Raw genomic sequence first — 20176 nt, 5'->3', positions numbered from 1 at the left:
CTGAAATCTTTACCCATTCTTCGTCATTAAACATTCCCGCCAGGTTTCATAGGCGGCGCAATACTGATCGGCTTTCAGGCCGTCGGGCTCGATCACCTCTAATTTCTTCAGCGAGGCGAAGGCTTCTTCCGGTGTTTGATAGATACCGGCGCCGATACCGGCTCCTTTGGCGGCGCCTACCGCACCGTTCGTATCGTAGAGTTCGATCAAGGCACCGGTCACTCCGGCTAATGTATCCCGGAAGATCGGACTCAGGAACATATTGGCATTGCCGGCGCGTATGATATCGATGTCAATGCCCATCTCGTTCATGATATCCATACCGTACTTAAAGGAAAAGACAATGCCTTCCTGCGCGGCACGGGCCAGATGCGCTTTGTGATGGATATTGAAATTGACACCATGCAAGGAACATCCGATCTCTTTGTTTTGCAACATACGCTCCGCGCCATTGCCAAACGGCAGGATGGACACGCCTTCCGAACCGACAGGCACAGTTGCCGCCAATGCATTCAACTGATCATAACCGATTCCTTCGGGGGCGATGTTTTTCTTAATCCAGGAATTCATAATGCCTACACCGTTAATACATAAGAGCACACCCAGGCGGGTCTGCTGCTCCGTATGGTTGACATGGGCAAAGGTATTGACGCGCGAGAGCGTATCGTAATTGACCGTTCCGTTCACGCCATAGACCACGCCGGAGGTACCGGCCGTGGCGGCTACCTCACCTGGGTTCAATACATTCAGGGAAAGGGCGTTGTTTGGCTGATCACCTGCCCGGTAGGTTACGGGCGTTCCTTTTTTCAAGCCGAGCTCCGTAGCGATAGAACCCAAGAGTTCGCCTTGCAAGCCAAAGGTTGGCTTGATCGGTGCGATAAGCTCTTCCCCAAAACCATAATACTTCATCAGATCCGCTGAGAGGGAGTTGGTCTTGAAGTCCCAGAAGATGCCTTCGGAAAGGCCGGAAACCGTGGTAACGGCATCGCCCGTCATCCGCATGGCGATATAGTCGCCCGGAAGCATGATCTTATAGATATTATCGAACACCTGCGGTTCATATTCTTTCACCCAGGCCAATTTGGAGGCGGTGAAGTTTCCCGGTGAATTCAACAGATGCGAAAGGGTATACTCCTCGCCCATCGCTTTGAACGCCCGCTCGCCATAGGGCACGGCCCGGCTGTCGCACCAGATGATCGAAGGACGCAGTACCTGCATCCGGCGATCGACCAACACCAAGCCATGCATCTGATAGGATATACCGATCGCTTTCACTTCCGAGCCATCCGCTCCCGCTTGTGTCAGGGCACCGCGGATAGCGATCTTCAGGTTATCCCACCATTCTTCCGGGTTCTGTTCGGCCCAACCCGGACGGGGCGCATGGATCGCGGCCTCTTCTTTCGGGTAAAAGTCGGAACCAATGATCTCACCGGTGTTCTCATCCACCAGGGCAGCTTTGATTGACGAGCTGCCGATATCACATCCTAATAGCATACGTTATTTGTTTTTATTGAGTTTTATTTTCAACTTATTGTAAAGCGTCTTATCGAACCGGTAATAACGGGGCGAACGATGCGCCAGGCCTTCTTTCACATCCTCCGTAGGGATTACGTACGACATGGCTTTCATGCGCTTGTCGAAGTTGCGCACATCCATCTTCCGGTTGAAGATAATCTCGTAGGTCGAGCGCAGTTCCGAAGCGGTAAACTTCTTGGGCAGATAAGAAAAGACAATGGCAGGCTCGCGGTCGGCCCAGTCGCGGATCTCAAACACCGCCTCGTTGACAATGCGATTGTGATCGAACGGCATGCGCGGCAGGTTATCGATCGGCACCCAGTGCATACTCTCGTATTCCGTATCGGCAGCCTTCCGGTCGGGCTTGCACAACGCCAGGTAAGCGATCGTTACGATACGGATCGTCTCCTGATAGGCCTGCATGATCTTCTGATTGGAGGCATTCTCCAGCCACAACACATCTTCTTTATTGCGCGTACGCTCGGGCGAGCCGAAAGCACGGAACTGTTTCAACTGCACCCGCTTCATGCCGGTGGCTTCATTCAGGATACGGTAAGCCGCGTCATCCAGGTCTTCCTCCTGATAGATCAATCCGCCGGGCAGTTTCAATCCGATGGTTTCCCCTCTTTTATCCCAACGCTCCACCAATAAAACCGAGAGTTTATGGTCCACGATACTCATCAGTACACAGTCGACCGAGACATGGGGATTAAACAAATGGGTTTCTTCTTTTTTCATCCGACACACTATTAACGTCGACAAATATATATATTTATCTTTAACCACAAAGTGAAATATGCAATTTTATATGTTTATAACACTCTAATAGATTGCAGCTTACTCAATGTACTTACGACAATATGTGGATAGATCCTTATTGTACGGCGTACAACACCGTCTCACACCCGTTCTCACAGCCGTTTTCTTTTGTAAAAGACTTTTGTCATGCCAGTGGCAAAGTTTTGCCATGCAAGAGATAAAGTTTTGCCATGCCAGTGACAAAGTTTTGCCATGCCCGTGACAAAGCTTTGCCATGCCGTGGCTAAGCTGTGTCACACCGAAGTGGACCCGATCGTTACCCCTAAGCTAATCCGCCTCCGGGATTGAAAAACAACATCTATTAACAACCTTTAGCGAAAATAAGTCCGAAATGATTTGTTTGCTGAGGGATAATGGCTTCCTTTGCTTATAGATTAAACAAATGTTTAAAACAAGTGATTAACGAGACAGACTACACCGACGTCAAAGGCCGTATCCTTCAGGTAGCCAGAGAATTGTTCATCAAGAACGGCTACAATGGCACGAGCATCCGGGATATCGCTTCGGCTTCCGGCACGAATGTGGCTATGGTCAATTATTATTACCATTCCAAATACAACCTCTTCGAGTATATATTCGAGGAGTCTTTGAATGTCTTGATCAAGCGCGTCTTTCCGATCCTTCAGTCCGACCGCCCGATTTTCGAATTGATTGAGTGCTGGATCGACTCGTACTACGAAACACTGATGGAGTATCCGCAGATCCCCATCTTTATCCTCAACGAGATCAACCAGCATCCCGAACGGCTGACTGAACGGTTCGGCCGCCATGAACCGCATAAGGTATTCTCGATTATCTCCCGACGTTTTGAAGAGGAGATCAAAAAAGGAACCATCCGGGAGACACCTCCATTGGATTTCCTATTGAATGTACTATCCCTCTGCGTGTTCCCGTTTATGTTCAGTTCGCTTGCCATTCGCTTGGCTGAGCGCTCGATGGAGGAATACCATCAGGTATTATTGAATCATAAAGAATATGTCAAAAGCTTTGTAATTCAGGCGATCAAGGCTTAACTCTTCTTTTTTTTTATATACAACTAAACAACTGTTTAATTCAACTCCAATATGGAAAGTCGTACATATAATATAGGTATTGATGTAGGTTCCACTACGCTCAAATTGATTGTGTTGAACCAGGAGAACGGGATTGTTTACAAAACCTACCGCCGCCATAAAGCGAATATCCATCCGATCTTAGCGGAAGAATTAACGCAAATCGCCCAAGCGTTTCCACACGCGCAATATAAGATTCAAATCACGGGTTCGGCCGGTCTGGGCATCGCCGAGCGTACCGGAATTCCTTTTATCCAGGAAGTGGTATCAGCTACGGAGGTGGTCAATACATTCTATCCGGAAACGCGCGTACTGATCGACTTAGGCGGTGAAGATGCCAAGATGGTCTTTTTCGAACCCGGCAAGCAACCCAATATCCGCATGAACGGTAGCTGTGCCGGTGGAACAGGCGCTTTTATCGATCAGATGGCTGACCTGATGCACATCTCTATCGAAGAATTAGGGCAGCAGGCTTTGTCGTACGAAAAGATTTATCCGGTAGCCTCCCGCTGTGGCGTGTTTGCCAAGACGGATATTCAGAACCTGATCTGCCGGAACGTGCCGACAGCCGATATCTCGGCATCCATCCTGCATACAGTCGCCTTGCAGTGCATCACCTCGCTTGCCCGGGGCTATGATATTCAGCCGAAGATTCTTTGCATCGGTGGCCCATTGACGTTTATCCCCGCCTTGCGCAATGCGTTCCGCACGTTGATCCATGTCGACGAATCGGATCTGATCCTTCCCGAGAACGGAGAATATTTCCCGGCTTTAGGTTGCGCGTTGACACAGACCGAAGAGAACAAGGCCTTGACCGATCTATCCGGTCTGATTGACATATTGAATGTAAACAGTAAACATCAAAAAGAGACACTACCGGCTCTCTTTAGCGGCCCGGAAGAATATGCCGCCTGGAAAAGAAACCGGAAAATAAAGAAGCTGGATCGGGAAGAGTTGGGAAAGGAGAAAGCTGTCCGCTGTTTTCTGGGCATAGACTCAGGCTCTACCACCACCAAGATCCTGGTAATGAAGGAAGATGGCAAGATCATCTACACCTATTATTCGGGTAACGAAGGCAATCCGTTGAAAAAAGTACTCGACGGCCTGGAACAGTTCTATCAAGAGGCAAAGGAGAAAAAGGTAGACTTTGAGTTCCTTAGCTCCGCCGTCACCGGATACGGAGAAGACCTGGTGCGTTCGGCACTCAATCTGGATCATGGCATTGTCGAGACGATGGCACATCTTTCCGGCGCGCAGTACGTCGACCCCGAAGTCAGCTTCGTATTGGATATCGGAGGCCAGGACATCAAATCGCTTTTTATCGATCACGGCATCATCAGCCATATCGAACTGAACGAAGCCTGTTCTTCGGGTTGCGGTTCTTTCCTGCAGAACTTCGCGGCGACAATGAACCTGTCGTTACCCGAATTCTCGGAGGCCGCCTGCCGCGCCCAATATCCCAGCGACCTGGGTTCACGGTGCACGGTGTTTATGAACTCTAAGGTGAAACAGGCCTTGCGCGAAAGCGCGGATCTCGGAGATATCGCCGCCGGTCTGGCCTATTCCGTCGTCAAGAACTGCCTCTATAAGGTATTGAAGATAAACAACCTGAACCAATTGGGTGAGCATATTGTCGTGCAGGGCGGCACGTTCCGCAACGACGCGGTCTACCGGGTGTTGGAACAATTATCGGAAAAGACAGTCAGCTCGACCGACCATCCGGAATTGATGGGAGCTTTGGGCGCAGCTTTATACGCACAAAAAATGTGGAGACAGGAAAAAGGGCAAATGGTTTTCACCGGAAAAGAAGCGCTGCCCGACAGGAATTCAATCCAAACCAAAGAACTGCAATGCAAAGGATGCACAAACCAATGCGCCGTCCTGCGTTTTAAGTTCGTCAATGGCAACACCTCGTACGCCGGCAATAAATGCGAGAAGGTATTCTTCAATACAAACTCGGCTCAGGAAAAGGGATACAATGCCTTTGAAAAGAAGAACGAAATCTTATTCCAACAAGAAGAACAACCGGAAAAGATCAACACGGCATTACCGGTTATCGGTATCCCGCGCGTATTGAATATGTTTGAGAACTACCCTTTCTGGCATCGCCTGCTGACCGGATGTGGTTTCAAGGTGGTACTGTCGCCGGAATCGACCTTTACATTGTATCAAAAGGGTGTGGGCAGTGTGATGTCCGAAAACATTTGCTTCCCGGCCAAATTGGTGCATGGCCATATACTTGCCCTGGCGGAGTCGGGAGTCGATCGCATCTTTTATCCGATCATTCCCAAAGAAGAGAAAGAATTCAAGGCGTCGAACAATTCATATAATTGCCCGGTCGTCAGCGGTTACCCCGATGTGATCCGAAGTGCTATCCATCCGGAAGAACGCTTTGGCATCATGCTGGATAAACCGGTGATTACCTTCAGTAATGACAAAGCACTTGAAACGGCTTGCTTTGACTATGTCGCCAGCTTTGGCATTACTAAATCGGTGTTCCAAAAAGCGTTCCGCGAAGCCTTATTGGAACGCGATAAGGTTAAAGACCGGCTGACAGAAGTACAGAAAGATCTATTCGACAAAGCCGTTGAAGAAAAGAAGCCTGTCTTTGTTGTTGCCGGACGTCCGTATCATGCCGATCCGTTGATCCATCAGAAGGTAGGGCAAATCCTATCCGACCTGGGTGCGTATGTGTTTACCGATGATGTGTTCCGCCAAACCCAGCAAAAGGGATTCGGCAAATTGAATCTCGTTTCGCAATGGTCGTATCCCAACCGGGTGGTACAGGCTGCGATGGAAGTGGCCCGGCTGCCGCATAATGTGCAACTGATCCAGTTGAACTCCTTCGGCTGCGGCCCCGACTCTTTCTTTATGGATGAGATCGGCGAGATCATGAAAAAGGCCGGTAAGAATCATACGATCCTGCGTATCGATGAGATTGCCAGTCCGGGATCGATCCGTCTGCGCCTGCGCTCTCTGATTGAATCACTGAAAGCAGCTAACGTGGCTGATACACCCATCTCGGAGGCGACCTTTGAAGGATACGCCACCACTTACCGCAAAGAAGACCGGAAAAAGACAATCCTCATCCCCTGGTTTGCAGATTATATCTCTCCTTTTATTCCCGCGATCGGAGAACTGGCCGGATACAAGATGGTGAACCTGCCTAAATCGTCAAAAGCCTCGGCTGAGATTGGTTTGAAGTACGGACACAATGAAGTATGCTATCCCTCGACCCTGATCGTGGGTGATATCATCATGGGGCTGCAGTCGGGAAACTATGATCTGGATAATACCGTTGTGGCCATCACACAAACCGGCGGGCAATGCCGGGCAACCAACTATATCGCCCAAATCAAAATGGCGTTGCAACATGCCGGCTACGGACACATCCCGGTCCTGGCCGTCAGCACAGGCGAAGTGTACCAGAACGATCAAAGCGCTTTCAAAGTACCCGTGGCTAAAATTGTGCATATCATTGTCTGCGCCCTACTCTATGCCGATGCGATTCAGAAGATGTATAGCGCGATCACCATCCGGGAGAAAAACAAAGGAGAAACACAGAAGCTCTTTGACTTCTACATCGATCTCGGTGTGAAAGCCGTACAGAAGAATGATCACAAACTATTGGACAAACTACTGGAACAGGCTGTAGCCGACTTCAACCAGATTCCTATCCATGACCGTTCTTTTACTACCGTTGCCCTTATTGGTGAAATCTATTTGAAATACAATAATTACGGTCAGGCTCATATCACCGAATGGCTGCGTTCCAAAGGCATGGCAGTACAGACACCACCCATTATGGACTTCGTACTCCCCTATTTCGTGAATGCCCGGGTGAATATTCAAAACGGATTGGACCGGGATACACTCTTCCGTAAGATATTCCAGCCACTCGCCTGGAAATACCTCAACAAACAGATGGAACGTTATGAGCAAAGTATGCAGAACTTCCGTTTCTATCAGCCTTCCGAATCCATCTTCCGGAAAGCGGAATATGCCTCCGAGATCGTCGACCTTTCGAATCAGTTTGGCGAAGGCTGGTCTATTCCTGCGGAAGTGGCTACGTATGCCCGCCAGGGTGTGAATAAGGTAGTATGTATCCAGCCGTTCGGTTGCATCGCCAACCATATTGTTGCCCGTGGGGTGGAGAAACGAATGAAAAAGCTTTACCCGCAAATGAACATCCTTTATCTGGATATCGACGGGGGTATAGCTGAGGTAAATCTTCAGAACCGCTTGCATTTCATGCTGGCCTACGAATAAGAGAAACAACTGTTTTTAAACTAATTGCCGGTATCAAGTGTTTATCAGATACATATAAACATATATTATTTTTATTATGGCAAAGTTTGAGATAACAAAAAGAAAAAATGGAGAATTTCAGTTTAATCTGAAAGCAAGTAATGGGGAGATCATCCTCACAAGTGAAGGTTATGTAGCAAAATACAGCTGCAAAAAAGGTATTGAGTCCGTGCGCAAGAACAGCCAGAACGAGAAACGGTTCGAGAAGAAGGTAGCCAAAGACAATCGGGTATTCTTCAATTTGAAATCATCCAATGGCCAGATTGTTGGTACCAGTGAGATGTACAATAGCCAAGCGGCAATGAACAACGGCATTGCTTCGGTAAAGAAAAATGCTCCTGAGGCTGTAGTTGTCGATCTGACAACCACGGGCAAAGCGTAAAACATATATTTTCAGCACACAGATAACACAGATATAAACAAGATGACCGCAGATTAATAATATATCTGCGGTCATCTGTTTTTTCTGTGCACCTGTTTTATATTGCTTTAACTAACCTACGAATAAGAAAGAGATTAAACGTTCCAAAGAAATACAAAATAAGGAAGATTATTTTGTTATCTGGAACAGTTCTTTTATCTTTGCATAAGCTTTAGCTTTAAACACTATATCGATGAGGATTATCAAAAGGAAACCATTAGTTGATTTCTATGAGAGACATACGGATGCCAAAGCTCCTTTAGAGGAATGGTATACAAAAACTAAAAAGGTTGAATGGAGTCATTTCAGTGATGTAAGAAAGACCTTCAATAGCGTTGACTCAGTGGGTAATGATAATTATGTCTTTAATATAAAAGGTAATACGTATCGGTTGATAGCAAGGATTTTATTTAAAGTCAAAACAGTGTATATCCGATTTATCGGTACACACCAGGAATACGATGAGATAGATGACTGTTCTAAAATATAAGATTTATGGCAAAGATTAAAACAGAAAAAGAATACGATGTTGTAATGGAACGCATAGAAGAACTCCTTTGCATTGTAAATAATGAAACGCCTATTGACAATAAAGACTCAATAGAGCTGGAGCTGCTTTCCAATCTTGTAGAGGAGTATGAAGATGAACACTACCCTATCGGCGCTCCATCATTGACGGAAACCATCAAATTGAGAATGTACGAAATGAATCTGACTCAAAAAGGGTTAGCCGAACTCATTGGCATTAGCCCTTCTCGGATAAGTGAAATTCTATCGGGGAAGATTGAGCCAACCTACCAAGTAGCAAGAAGCATCAGTAAAAATCTGAATATTGATGCTTCTATAGTACTTGGCGTCTAATCCGTTTACTGCGTTTTATCGCGATTATAAATCTCAGCCAGTTCATCTATCCCCATGCCCAAGAGATCCATTTCTTTAAAAACAGTGGGTAGTATTTCTTCCACAAACTGATTGTAACGCATCTGCCGGATTTCTGATTCGGCTTCATCGGTCACAAAATAACCGATCCCCCGCTTATTATAGATAATCTGATGCGATTGCAGGCGCTCGAAAGAACGCATGACCGTATTGGGGTTCACCTCCATCTCCACCGCCAGCTCACGCACCGACGGGATACGCTCATTCGCTTTGTATTCCCCGCTCAGGATACGATCGCATATTCGATCGGCTATCTGCAGGAATATCGATTGATTGACAGGATAATTCATCGGATCTGTTTTTTAGTTAATCGCCAATACGAATAATACAATAGCGCGGCCGACAAGAGATACACCCCGATATAATAATGATGAAAAAGGCTGCCCATCGCTTCGCCCCAATCATAACTTCGAAGCATTTTCACCGTGCTCAATTCAACCATAAGACGCACAAAACCGGCAACCAGAGCAACCAACAAGGCTACTCCGATCGCACCAGCGTTCTTGCGGAACGTCATATAAGAGGCAAACAGCCAACAGGTGAAAAATACGGTCACTGCCACAACACCCGTTGCCGGAACCGTGCGGAACAATTCAACCGCCGGATGACCGGAGATCAGATTATTCACACCTATCACCCCCCAGAAGACCAGGAAACAGGAAGCCAGATAAAAAAGAGCAACCACCCATATCGCCACAAACTTCTCCAGATTGCTCGCCGGCAAAGTCAGGAACAAACCTTTAGAGCCATGCACCTTTCGCTCGACAAACTTGAAAAACAAAATAGCTGCGATAAAAATCGTCCAACCCATCAAATTGTTTTGCACAAAACTCCTGTCCCACAACAGGAATACATAGGCCACCAAAAGTAAGCCTATCGTGATCGCCCAGTTCTTCCGGTTCTCAATCCAATCCGCCCGCAGAATAAAGCCGATGCGTTTCAAACTAAATAGGGTATTCATAACTTTCTTCTTTTATACGTTAAACAGTTGCTTGATCTCTTTCGGATTGCGGGTCACCGCCTGAAACAAAAGCTCCAGGGATACCGGCGTTTCCTCACCTCCGACATTCTCACCTACCCCCATTAGGCCGACAGGAGACGTTTCGGCATACAATACTTTCTCTTCGGCAGACACCAAACGGAAAAAAAGTTTCTCGGCCACCTTACCCAGATCGGCGTTCAACAGGATCCGGCAGTTTTCCAAAATCAATACCGAATCGATCAGACTCTCCAGGTCGCGTACCTGATGCGTGGAAATAATCACCGTCTGATTTTCATTCAGGCAAGAAGAAACCAGGCGCCGAAACACCACTTTGGAAGGGATATCCAAGCCGTTGGTCGGCTCGTCTAATAACAACAGAGGCGCCTGAACGGATAACGCCAAAGCCAGCGCCACTTTTTTCTTCTGCCCCAACGACATCTTCGCGATCCGTTTATCCCCCTCGATCTCAAATTCTTTGAAACAAAGATCCGCCAGGTCCTGACGGAAACCCGGATAGAACGGCCGGTACATTTCCATATAGGCGTTGGCCGTCACATCCGGCAGCTTCACTTCCTCCGGCAAGATAAACAACTGCTGCAGGAAATCGACCGCCCGTTTCTTCGGCTCTGCATCCAAGACCCGACACTGCCCGCTCTGGGGAAACAACTGCCCGCAAAGGATATTCAACAGCGTGGTCTTCCCTTCGCCGTTCTTCCCCAATAAACCATAAATACGTCCGGGTCCCATTTCCAACGTAATATTCCGAAGGACCGGTTTATTGCTTTTATAAGCAAAATTGACATCTTTAAGTTGTATCATATCGATCATTTATCTGTATTAGCATATTAGTACACTGCAAATGTAATTATTCTTTCGCGATAAACAAATTATTCCGGCTTTTTTTCCCGAAAACGCATAAAAAGCCATCTGCGGATTCGAATCCGGATTGGCCCGAGTATTTCTGTCAACCGACGGGAGTATTTGTTTGTTGATAACCGTCAACACATTTGTTGATAATTATCAACAAATGAATAGTCCCTCAAGTAGACTCATTTAGTGGCCTTTATAATTCCGGAAAAACAGGGGTAAAATCGTTCAATTTATGGCTATATTAGCCCCTGGAAACAAGACGAAACAATTATGAACTATAATAGTCCGAAAGAAATAGCCGTTGAATTTGCCGCGGCCGGCATAAACAAGAGCCGTATGCCTTTTTTGCATTTTGCCCTTATTGCGATCCTGGGCGGAGCGTTTATTGCCTTTGGCGGACTGTTGTCCGTTACGGTTGCCGGAGGAATGCCGGGCGTAGGCGCCGCCAATCCGGGGCTGATTAAGTTTATTTCCGGCGCGCTTTTCCCGATCGGACTGATTATGGTGTCGATCACCGGGGCGGATCTATTCACCAGCGACTGTACGGCTTTCACCCTGCCTTTATTGCAAAAACGGCTGAAAGCAATCAGCTACATCAAGCTACTGATTTATTCTTATCTATTTAATTTCATCGGCACACAGCTTATCGCCTACCTACTCTCGACAGGCGTCGGGCTATTCGATCAGGAGCCCTGGCAGAGTTACCTCCATCAATTCGCCGCGGGCAAGGTCAACCAGGACTTCACCACCGTACTGATCAAAGGCATTGGTGCCAACTGGCTGGTATGCCTGGGTATGTGGATGGGCTACGCGGCGAAAGATATTTCGGGCAAGTGCATCGGCATCTGGATCCCGGTGATGCTCTTTGTCACCTTAGGTTACGAGCACTCCATTGCCAATATGTTCTTTATTCCCGCCGCGATCTATTCGGGTGCCGATATCCTGTGGAGCGCTTTCATCCTGCAAAACCTGATCCCCGCGACTCTCGGCAACCTGATCGGAGGAGCCGTCTTTGTCGGATGCGCCTACTGGTATTTATACCTCCGGGAGAGATAAGATCACCATATATAGGGATATTCACCCGTAAATATCCCTTGATATAGGTATTGTTCCGTTACTCGGTTTCCCAGACATTTGTACCGTTCTCCAAAGGGGGACGGGAGAAACCTTTTCTTCCTAAACCATGCATTAAATAGATTGACAATGAAAAAGACAGCCATTTTCTTTGGTTCTTCTTCCGGCACAACGGAAGATATCGCCGGACGTTTAGCCGGCAAGTTAGGGATTGATTCTTCGGATGTATATAACGTAGGTGAAGCCAGCGTGGAAGATACTGCCGCGTACGAACTTCTGCTCTTGGGATCATCGACCTGGGGTGTAGGTGATTTGCAGGACGATTGGGAAGGCTTCCTGCCGAAGCTAAAAAAAGCCGATCTATCCGGCAAGACCGTTGCCTTGTTCGGAACCGGCGACGCCTCTTCTTTTGGCGACTCCTTCTGCGATGCGATCGGCATCATTTACAAAGAATTACAAGATACAGGATGCCGTTTCTGCGGATTCACCTCACCCGAAGGCTATATTTTCGACGACTCCGTGGCTTTGATCGACGGCCAGTTTGTCGGCCTGCCTTTGGATGAAGTCAATGAAGACAGCGAAACCGATGGGCGCCTCGACCGCTGGGTGGAAGGATTGAAGAATAATTGATCCCAAAGAACAAAAAGCCCAAAATACCCTCCGAACAGAGTTTTTCGTTTTTTTACTTACATCATACAGGATTTTCTTTCATCGCTGGATATCAGGCATATCGGCGTATGACTACGCCTTATGCAGTAGTCAGAGTAGTCAGATGAGTAGTCAGAGTAGTCAAGTAGTCAAGTAGTTAAGTAGTCGCATGCGGTATTTTCTACTTGACTACTAAGGAGCGAAGCGACTGATAACTACTTGACTACTCTGACTACTAAGGAGCGAAGCGACTGATAACTACTTGACTACTCTGACTACTAAGGAGCGAAGCGACTGATCCGTTTAACATTGTCGGCTGTTCCGGCTGTATGATGGTAGTAAAAAAATGAAAAACTGTTTTGGGTGATCGATTTACCGCTGTTTGCCGTTTACATTTGTTAACATCCGCCATTTAACTACCAAGCCACCACCTCTCCAAAAAGGCCGTCGGAGTTTTCCAAAAGGCCGTCGGAGTTTTCCAAAAGGCCGTCGGCCTTTTTCAAAAAGCTGCCGGGCTTGAGTAGTCAAAGTAGTCAAGTAGTCACATGTGATACTACTCCCCCTCCTACTCAGGGATATTTTTCTGCCACTGCCGGAAGGTCGTGCCGGTATATTGCTTGAAGGTACGGCTGAAGGTGGAGATGTTGGTGAAGCCGCTTTTGGTGGCGAGCTGATCTTGGGGAATCTCGGGGTGCTGGCGCAAGAGGTCGCAGGCGTAGGTGATGCGGCGGCGGTTGATAAATTCGGAGAAGCCGCATTGGTACTCTTCGCGTATCAACTGGGCGATATAGGTGCGGTTGGTCTTCATCCGCTCGGCGAAGTCTTCGCGCCGCAGGTTCTTCTGCAGGAATATTTTCTCTTCCTCCATCAGGCGGTTAAATTCAGGCAGGAGCTTTTCATAACTTTTGGCTGCCGGTTCGGCGGTTTCGGTAAGTTCTTCAACGGCCTCTTCTGTTGGCGGTTCCGGTGTCTCGGCAGGAGTGGGTTCCGGCCAGCGGGAGAAATAAAAGCCTACACCATAACAGATCCCGATGGCGGGCAGGCTTACGGCCAGGATTTGCGTCAAGCTTAGTTGTTCATTCAATCGGATGTCCCAATAGCTCTCCAATACATAATAGCATCCGAATATCCCTACCGCCAGGAGAAATAATCCGATCGCCGCCATGCGCTGCGCGCGCCGGTATTCTTTCCATCTGACACCCAACAGGACGGACCAGAAGAGACAGATGCAGGGAGGGAAAAGGAGGGGGAGGGAGAGGAACATGGGAATAATTGTTAATTATGAATTGTTAATTGTTAATCGCTTTACGCTTAGCGAAGTGTAAAGCTATTGGGGATTAGGAACTATCTTAGCTCCCCTTCTTATCCAAGAAGAGGAACTAAGAATGTCTATTAGCCAATTAATCATTAATAATTAATCATTAACCATTACCTTCCACGTCTGTGTCCCGGCGCGAACGATATAAACGCCCGGTTGTAATGTGATGGTTTTTGAACCCCGAAGTCCACGAAGTTGCACCATGTGTTGGCCGGTGATCGAGTAAACCGCCACATCCACGGCGTTAGCCGTTCCGTTTTCAACTTTCAACTTTCCACTTTCCACTACAACGCGCATGCCGTGCGTCAGCTCGGCGTTCGACGTTGTATTCGTTCCTTCGATCACCACCACAATCGAGGTAATCACCTTATCGATCGTATAAGAAAGCACTGTAGCACGCAGGGCATCCGGTTGGATCTCCGTCCCATTGGCAAAGACCTGTACCTTCGCCGGATCAATCGAATCGTCGAGTGTCAGTGTAAAGCTGAACTTCTCCCCGTATGCCACTTGATGCACACCGGCGCCCACATTGATCGCTACACCTTCCACCTCCGGCAGTGTCACGGCATATTCTTTCATCGCGATCAGGATCGAATGGTTCTGTTTGATCGAGTTGAGGATATAAGAGAAATACTTACCCGCGCCCAGATCATTAAATGCCGTTTCAATGCCATCGATCACAAAAAATATATCGGCAGCTGTAGCCGTAGTCGCTTCCGGCAGGAATTGCAGGAACAGATGTCCGTTTTCCGCTACCTGATGATTACCGGCAGTCATACCGTACAAATCAATACCCGGAGCCACTTCCAGGGTGATGGTGTGGTAAGTGGGGGATGGAGGGGTTTCAGAGCTTGCTTTCAATGGGTTTTTGATATCGGGTTGTTTAACCAACATCTCACCTTTGAGTTTGGGCATTAAGGCATCAGCGCCGGAGAAGTCCCAAGAATCATCATCTTCAAAATTCCAATTACCAGCGAAAGGCTGGTCGCTCATAGAGCCTGTCCATAGGGAGCCTGTCTTTGCTCCCTCTGGTCCATCTACACCATAATAGCTATCTTCCTCGCCTTTTAACCAGGCATAGTTTTGTTGTATCCCACTCAAATCCCCCTCATTTTCTATTTTCCCTATCAAAGAATATGTGTTGTCATTATTTCCCGTCAGGCTTTGTGATAAGGCAAGGTTAGTAGCAACACTCCCACCCTTATACATCCCTATCAGACCTCCGGTAGCACTATTGTCTAATGTTCCTCCGGTTATATTTGCGCAGGAATAGCAATTTTCGATTTTGGCTTTAGAGTTTCCGGCTATTCCGCCCGTGAATGCATCTCCTGTAGCTTCACCATCTACTACGATATTGCCGACATTGTAACTGTTGGAGATTTCGGAGTTAGTGCTGACTACATACCCAACCAATCCGCCGATATTTAATGTTCCAATGTTTTTTCCGGTAACTACTCCTTGATTGAAGCATTGATCTATTATCCTACTAGATATTGTCCCACTAGAAGCACCCACTAAACCGCCTATGAAATGTATTGGAATCTCTGAATCGGTACCAACTGAAACAGTAGCACTATTGCTACATAAACTTATTCCTCCTGCTATAAGATTACCAATAAGCCCACCGGTATAGGATATACCTGTTCCAATTACCACTCCACTCACATGACAGTTTTTTACGGCAGAAGCACTACCTGTTATGAGTCCAGCAACAGCTCCTGTTGTATAAGTAACGGAACCGGGAGTCTTATACGACTCGATTGACACATCCTCCAATATTAGATTCTTGATTGTTGCTCCATCAATATGACCAAACAGTCCTCTGTTATAGCTCACATTATTTTCCGTGATCGTTAAATTCTTGATGGTTTTATCTTTCCCGTCAAAAGTGCCTTTAAAGGGGGTGCCGGTTCCTATCGGATCCCAATCGTTTTCCTCTAATTTATTAAGGTCAATATTTCCTGTCATCTCAAATGTATAGAACTCCATAGTCTCTCCTTCATTATTTACAAGATCAGCTAATCTGACTAATCCTGCTGGCGAATCGATAACATATTCTGTTACGCCAACCTGTAGCCCGTCTTTGATGTTAGCAGGTACATCTTCTGCCTTTACCGACCAAATCCCCAGCAGACACGCCAGGGTAAAAAGTAATGCTTTTCTCATGTTCTTTTGTTGTTTTAATGTGTAAGAAATTCTTGTTTATATTTATATGATTGAAACCTATTTTGCATACTTATTGAAAATGAAACGGTGGTAAAACGGTCTGCTTTCGGTGGCAAAAGTAACGGGAATAGGTGCCGGGTTTTTGACGAATCAGCAAAATACTTGACGAATTGCGAAAAAGTTTTGACGAATCAGCAATTTTTAGCCGATGAAAGTCAGAAGGTGCGAAGCGATTTATCGGAGTAGATTTGAAACCCGCCAACCCCCTTTTTTAAAACATCGCACTTTGGTCGAAAAAACATTGCACTTTGGTGAGAAAAACATTGCGCTTTGGTTGACGAAAGTGCGATGTTTTATTGGGCAGTTTTCTGCCACTCACGGAAGGTCATGCCGGTATATTGCTTGAAGGTGCGGCTGAAGGTGGCGCTGTGGGTGAAGCCCGATTGTTGGGCGAGTTGTTCCTGGGTGAGGCCGGGCTGTAGCCGGGCGAGGCGTTGGGCGTAGTCGATACGTCGGCGGTTGATATATTCGGTGAAGCCGCAGCCGTATTCTTCTTTAAAGAGGCGGAAGATATAGTTGCGGTTGGTCTGGGTGAGGCGCACCAGGTCGTCGACCCGCAGGTTGGGCTGCCGGAAGAGGTGTTCTTCTTCCATCAGTTGGAGAAATACGGGCAGGAGCTTCTCGCGGATCCGGTGCCAGTTGTCCGATTCGGGGACGGTATATTGTTCGGGAGTGATTGGCTCGATCTGTCTTTTTTGCCGGGAGAGGTAATAGCCCAGGTAGAAAAGGGCGATACCCCAAAGCGACAGGCAAATACCGATCCATAGCCGGTGGTTCCACCACAATAGATAATCCCATTCGAGGATAAAAAGAGAAAAGAATAAGGCGAAAACAAGAAAGAACAGGATGGGGCGGTTCTGCCGGTTGTGTTTACTCCATGCGTAGATCAATGCGACGTTCGCCAGGGCTACTACCGTCATTTTGTAAATGTAGACATACATTATATAATAGGCGCGGTAGAGTAGATCCGGGTATTTCGCTTCATTCTTCGCATGGGGGTGGAGCGCTTCGGGCAGGAAAGTCAATCGTTGTTCTTCATTCATCCATAGATAAAGACCGGCCAACAGACCACCGACAAACAGGGCGGGCAGGAATAGTAACAGGTCGTTGCGGCGCGACGACGGTTTGCCGGGCGTAAGCCTTCGGATGTAAAGGATCATACACGAAAAGAAACTCAACAGGCAAACGACTTCGACGATCGGCCACCCATTTGTCTGGTCGTAACCTTCCGTCAACATAACAAACCGGATTGCCGAACTGACGCCCATCAGCAACAACGCGGCAGTCCCTGTTTTTACCGACAGAGACGTCTTTCCCCAACGGAATAAAAGTATCGCCGCCCATAAAAAGCAACTGAGACAAGGGACCAGGTAAGGTATATATCGTAACGTTTCCAACATTTCTAACTCTCCGCTTCTAACTTCGCACTTCTACCTTCCTCTTTCTCCAAAAAATACACCTGGAACCCGATATAAAAGAACAATACTCCCTGTGCGAGAAACAGGATCGAAAAAGGAATATAATCTTCTATATAATAGAGGAATTCACCGATCAGATAAGCCAGCATAACGAATAACAACAGGGTCAGGCCGCAGAGTGCCGCGCGGCTATACCTGCGGGATTGTCGATCGGAGAGTTCGAAAAACGATTCCGGATCTTTCCTGCAGTTGATCCACCGGGCAATGATGGGTATCAGGGTAAAGTTGATCATCAGGATATCCACGATACTGGCGATAGGCCCGCCGATCAGGTAATGCAGGGTCGGCAGCAGTGCCACACCGCCTTCTTTAGGCAGTTTATTTTTGCTGCCCAGAAAAGCAGCGATTGCGGCGAGCTGATCTTTGTATTCGATCAATAACAGCAGCAGCGTATTGGCGATGCCGATTAGTAGCGCGGGAATGAACACAATATAGTGGCGGCGGCTGAACGGACGGTCGTCGATCAATGCGCGGTAGAAAAGGAAGAGCAGGCAGAAAAAACCCGTTTGGGTAAAGGTAACGATCCGCCCAACGTAGTGATAGATCCGAAGGTCGGGCATGACCAGAATGGTCCAATAGAACGCATTGATCGCCGCCAATAGCGAAGCGACGGCCCATACGTTCTGCGCCCGCAGGTTTTTCTTCCAACGGATAGCGAAAGTGATTGTCCAAAAGAGACAAACGAGGCAGGGGAACAATAACGCCAGTTCTTGCAGCATGAATTTCTTAGCTTACCACTCTTTGATTTATTGAATCAAAGGTACGTAAAACATCAGGAATGTGCAAAATGTGGTGCTTATAATCTCCGGCAAGCGGTAAAAAGAAAAAAGAAGAAAAAAAGAAGAAGAAATCCCGTATTCCATTATCTTTGAATTTCAAAATAGGAAGGAGTTCGGATATGATAAAGAAAGCTTTTTTGTACGACAGCCCGATAGGGAAGGTTGGGATTGCGGAGAAAGACGGGGCAATCACCAATGTCTTTTTTGGCCAAACGGTTACGCCGGGTGAATGCAGCCTGGAAGAAACACCGTTATTGCAGGAAGCGGCACAGCAACTCAACGAGTACCTGGCCGGCACGCGGATCGTCTTCGAATTGCCATTACAACCGGAAGGCACTCCTTTTCAACGCCGTTGCTGGGATGTTCTATTGACCATTCCCTACGGACAGACACGGACCTACGGCGAACAGGCCACGCAGATAGGCAACCCCAAAGCCAGCCGGGCCGTCGGTCGGGCCAACGGACAAAACCCCATCGCCATCTTTATCCCCTGCCACCGGGTGATTGGCGCCAATGGCTCATTGACCGGATTTGCCGGAGGGATAGAAATAAAGAAACAACTGTTGATGCTGGAGAAGAAAAGATAGACAGACTTTCAGCCGATTCGCCCGTTACGATCAGACGCGTTTTTTAAAGCATGGTATCAATAAAGTGTCTTTGTTGAGCAAAAAAGCTTTTGCGTGTCAATTCATCGACAACCGAGATCAATACCGAGAACTTTAATAACGACATAATCCAGGATTTCTGTATTTCCATTACCCGTTTATTCTCGCAGGATAGAAAATTAACGTGGTAAATACCCAGTGAAGAGGCACAAAGCGAACGGCTCTCCAGGCAAGTATAAGAGCAATCAAAAGCAAGATTCGCCAAATAAATATTCATCGGTTTACCTTTACGGGAAAGACCGGTAGTCGCACATTTTTCAATATCCGCCACGACCTGATACAATTCTTTTTTGATTGTTGCGACTTCCGATTCCGAGATCATCCCCAACTCGAAGAAGTACCGCACGATATGGATATAGTCGATCACGACATTTCGATCCAATACCTGTATGGATTCAAAATCATGAACCGTCAGTACCGATTTCTTTTGGATGATATGCATATCCTCCGGGAAGACTACTTCCGACATCTTCTTTAAATTGGGCTTACAAGAATAGAGCTGATAATAAAGGACATAGGCGGAGACTTTGGATGCCATTTCGTAATTGTACAAAAACTCCTGAGGCAACGATTTATGAGCTTTGTAGTGTTTCGTTGTCGGATCGTTTTTCAAGGGCTCCATCACCTTGGCTATTCCCGTCAGCAGGTCGCAATATTCCTGCAGCGGATCGGGAGTCAGAAAAGTATCCAGATGGAAAGAATAATTATTCCCGTCTTGCAGTCCGGCAAACGAGTCCAGGGAGATATTCAATGCCTGACAGATCTTTACGGCCTCATCCAGGGTAAAAGGAACCTGTCCTCTCAATCGGCGGTAGGCAGCTTCTACATTCAGACTAAGTATATCTGCCAGAATAGTGGCGACATTCTTTCCTGTGACTCTTTCTTTAATAACCTTAACCAGATTATTGCTAACAGATTCCATTCATTCAATCATTAAAGAACATTTTTTAAAAAAAAAGGCTACACTCTCGATTACTTCGCCGTAAAGATAATAAATTCAACATCCGATTTCGCTTTTAGCCTTCTTTTTTTCGTTTTAAGACGAAACAGGTTGTTTTTATGCAAGGAACTGATACATTTGT

The 20176-nt window shown here is 47.1% G+C and carries 18 protein-coding genes; 8 read left to right on the top strand and 10 right to left on the bottom strand.

The window, feature by feature from the left end; translation table 11 throughout:
- Positions 1 to 9: 9 nt before the first annotated feature.
- Positions 10 to 1494 carry an FGGY family carbohydrate kinase gene (locus tag M2133_RS13705; RefSeq protein WP_277466748.1) on the bottom strand — a complete coding sequence of 495 codons (1485 nt, stop codon included), beginning with the start codon at positions 1492 to 1494 and terminating at the stop codon, positions 10 to 12.
- 3 nt (positions 1495 to 1497) lie between these two features.
- Positions 1498 to 2253, bottom strand: a complete 756-nt coding sequence (locus M2133_RS13700; RefSeq protein ID WP_277466747.1) for an NUDIX domain-containing protein — start codon at positions 2251 to 2253, stop codon at positions 1498 to 1500.
- A 476-nt stretch (positions 2254 to 2729) separates the two neighbouring features.
- On the opposite strand from M2133_RS13700, the gene M2133_RS13695 reads away from it, so the two are divergent.
- The 5 genes from M2133_RS13695 (at position 2730) to M2133_RS13675 (ending at position 8976) form a co-directional block, all read left to right on the top strand.
- Complete coding sequence (locus tag M2133_RS13695; protein WP_277466746.1) at positions 2730 to 3347, top strand: TetR/AcrR family transcriptional regulator; 618 nt, start codon at positions 2730 to 2732, stop codon at positions 3345 to 3347.
- A 51-nt stretch (positions 3348 to 3398) separates the two neighbouring features.
- A complete protein-coding gene (locus tag M2133_RS13690; protein WP_277466745.1) occupies positions 3399 to 7655 on the top strand; it encodes an acyl-CoA dehydratase activase in 4257 nt (1418 codons plus the stop codon).
- Between the two features lie 73 nt (positions 7656 to 7728).
- Entirely contained in the window at positions 7729 to 8076 is a 348-nt protein-coding gene (locus tag M2133_RS13685) for a YegP family protein (RefSeq protein ID WP_346843244.1), read from the top strand.
- Positions 8077 to 8308: 232 nt separating this feature from the next.
- Entirely contained in the window at positions 8309 to 8605 is a 297-nt protein-coding gene (locus M2133_RS13680) for a type II toxin-antitoxin system HigB family toxin (RefSeq protein WP_277466743.1), read from the top strand.
- 5 nt (positions 8606 to 8610) lie between these two features.
- Entirely contained in the window at positions 8611 to 8976 is a 366-nt protein-coding gene (locus tag M2133_RS13675; RefSeq protein WP_277466742.1) for a helix-turn-helix domain-containing protein, read from the top strand.
- A gap of 5 nt (positions 8977 to 8981) precedes the next feature.
- Here the strand turns inward: M2133_RS13675 and M2133_RS13670 are convergent, their stop codons facing one another.
- From M2133_RS13670 to M2133_RS13660, 3 genes are read right to left on the bottom strand one after another with little or no spacing between them, the layout of a single operon-like run.
- Positions 8982 to 9344 carry a GntR family transcriptional regulator gene (locus M2133_RS13670; protein WP_277466741.1) on the bottom strand — a complete coding sequence of 121 codons (363 nt, stop codon included), beginning with the start codon at positions 9342 to 9344 and terminating at the stop codon, positions 8982 to 8984.
- On the bottom strand, positions 9341 to 10015 hold the full coding sequence (locus M2133_RS13665) for a hypothetical protein (RefSeq protein ID WP_277466740.1): 675 nt from the start codon (positions 10013 to 10015) through the stop codon (positions 9341 to 9343). The genes M2133_RS13670 and M2133_RS13665 overlap by 4 nt, the downstream gene beginning before the upstream one ends.
- Before the next feature lie 12 nt (positions 10016 to 10027).
- Complete coding sequence (locus M2133_RS13660; protein WP_277466739.1) at positions 10028 to 10855, bottom strand: ABC transporter ATP-binding protein; 828 nt, start codon at positions 10853 to 10855, stop codon at positions 10028 to 10030.
- A 321-nt stretch (positions 10856 to 11176) separates the two neighbouring features.
- Here M2133_RS13660 and M2133_RS13655 point away from each other — a divergent pair, with 321 nt between their 5' ends.
- Positions 11177 to 11962 (top strand): formate/nitrite transporter family protein, encoded by a 786-nt coding sequence (locus tag M2133_RS13655; RefSeq protein ID WP_277466738.1) that lies wholly within the window; start codon positions 11177 to 11179, stop codon positions 11960 to 11962.
- Between the two features lie 147 nt (positions 11963 to 12109).
- Positions 12110 to 12610, top strand: coding sequence for a flavodoxin FldA (gene fldA, locus M2133_RS13650; RefSeq protein WP_277466737.1), 501 nt, complete (start codon positions 12110 to 12112; stop codon positions 12608 to 12610).
- Positions 12611 to 13193: 583 nt separating this feature from the next.
- On the opposite strand, the gene M2133_RS13645 is transcribed toward fldA, so the two are convergent.
- The 4 genes from M2133_RS13645 to M2133_RS13630 all read right to left on the bottom strand — a co-directional run bounded on the left by M2133_RS13645 (position 13194) and on the right by M2133_RS13630 (position 18369).
- On the bottom strand, positions 13194 to 13892 hold the full coding sequence (locus M2133_RS13645; protein ID WP_277466736.1) for a helix-turn-helix domain-containing protein: 699 nt from the start codon (positions 13890 to 13892) through the stop codon (positions 13194 to 13196).
- Between the two features lie 150 nt (positions 13893 to 14042).
- Positions 14043 to 15047, bottom strand: coding sequence for a T9SS type A sorting domain-containing protein (locus M2133_RS13640; RefSeq protein WP_277466735.1), 1005 nt, complete (start codon positions 15045 to 15047; stop codon positions 14043 to 14045).
- A gap of 1418 nt (positions 15048 to 16465) precedes the next feature.
- Entirely contained in the window at positions 16466 to 17572 is a 1107-nt protein-coding gene (locus tag M2133_RS13635) for a helix-turn-helix transcriptional regulator (protein ID WP_277466734.1), read from the bottom strand.
- Between the two features lie 2 nt (positions 17573 to 17574).
- The gene (locus M2133_RS13630; protein ID WP_277466733.1) at positions 17575 to 18369 is read right to left on the bottom strand and encodes a hypothetical protein; all 795 of its coding nucleotides are present in this window, start codon (positions 18367 to 18369) and stop codon (positions 17575 to 17577) included.
- A gap of 179 nt (positions 18370 to 18548) precedes the next feature.
- On the opposite strand from M2133_RS13630, the gene M2133_RS13625 reads away from it, so the two are divergent.
- The gene (locus tag M2133_RS13625) at positions 18549 to 19016 is read left to right on the top strand and encodes a methylated-DNA--[protein]-cysteine S-methyltransferase (protein ID WP_277466732.1); all 468 of its coding nucleotides are present in this window, start codon (positions 18549 to 18551) and stop codon (positions 19014 to 19016) included.
- A gap of 43 nt (positions 19017 to 19059) precedes the next feature.
- Here M2133_RS13625 and M2133_RS13620 read toward each other — a convergent pair whose 3' ends face one another.
- Positions 19060 to 20016 carry a helix-turn-helix domain-containing protein gene (locus tag M2133_RS13620; protein ID WP_277466731.1) on the bottom strand — a complete coding sequence of 319 codons (957 nt, stop codon included), beginning with the start codon at positions 20014 to 20016 and terminating at the stop codon, positions 19060 to 19062.
- Positions 20017 to 20176: the final 160 nt, after the last annotated feature.

It is taken from the genome of Parabacteroides sp. PF5-6 (assembly GCF_029504695.1).
GTDB lineage: Bacteria > Bacteroidota > Bacteroidia > Bacteroidales > Tannerellaceae > QVMG01.
The sequence above is the reverse complement of the archived record's forward strand: the minus strand, read 5'-3'. Positions and strand labels throughout refer to the sequence as shown.

Coding starts and splice junctions, on each gene's coding strand:
- M2133_RS13705 (WP_277466748.1), bottom strand. CDS start 1,494: ATGCTATTAGGATGTGATATCGGCAGCTCGTCAATCAAAGCTGCCCTG.
- M2133_RS13700 (WP_277466747.1), bottom strand. CDS start 2,253: ATGAAAAAAGAAGAAACCCATTTGTTTAATCCCCATGTCTCGGTCGAC.
- M2133_RS13690 (WP_277466745.1), top strand. CDS start 3,399: ATGGAAAGTCGTACATATAATATAGGTATTGATGTAGGTTCCACTACG.
- M2133_RS13680 (WP_277466743.1), top strand. CDS start 8,309: ATGAGGATTATCAAAAGGAAACCATTAGTTGATTTCTATGAGAGACAT.
- M2133_RS13675 (WP_277466742.1), top strand. CDS start 8,611: ATGGCAAAGATTAAAACAGAAAAAGAATACGATGTTGTAATGGAACGC.
- M2133_RS13670 (WP_277466741.1), bottom strand. CDS start 9,344: ATGAATTATCCTGTCAATCAATCGATATTCCTGCAGATAGCCGATCGA.
- M2133_RS13665 (WP_277466740.1), bottom strand. CDS start 10,015: ATGAATACCCTATTTAGTTTGAAACGCATCGGCTTTATTCTGCGGGCG.
- M2133_RS13660 (WP_277466739.1), bottom strand. CDS start 10,855: ATGATACAACTTAAAGATGTCAATTTTGCTTATAAAAGCAATAAACCG.
- M2133_RS13655 (WP_277466738.1), top strand. CDS start 11,177: ATGAACTATAATAGTCCGAAAGAAATAGCCGTTGAATTTGCCGCGGCC.
- fldA (WP_277466737.1), top strand. CDS start 12,110: ATGAAAAAGACAGCCATTTTCTTTGGTTCTTCTTCCGGCACAACGGAA.
- M2133_RS13645 (WP_277466736.1), bottom strand. CDS start 13,892: ATGTTCCTCTCCCTCCCCCTCCTTTTCCCTCCCTGCATCTGTCTCTTC.
- M2133_RS13635 (WP_277466734.1), bottom strand. CDS start 17,572: ATGTTGGAAACGTTACGATATATACCTTACCTGGTCCCTTGTCTCAGT.
- M2133_RS13630 (WP_277466733.1), bottom strand. CDS start 18,369: ATGCTGCAAGAACTGGCGTTATTGTTCCCCTGCCTCGTTTGTCTCTTT.
- M2133_RS13625 (WP_277466732.1), top strand. CDS start 18,549: ATGATAAAGAAAGCTTTTTTGTACGACAGCCCGATAGGGAAGGTTGGG.
- M2133_RS13620 (WP_277466731.1), bottom strand. CDS start 20,016: ATGGAATCTGTTAGCAATAATCTGGTTAAGGTTATTAAAGAAAGAGTC.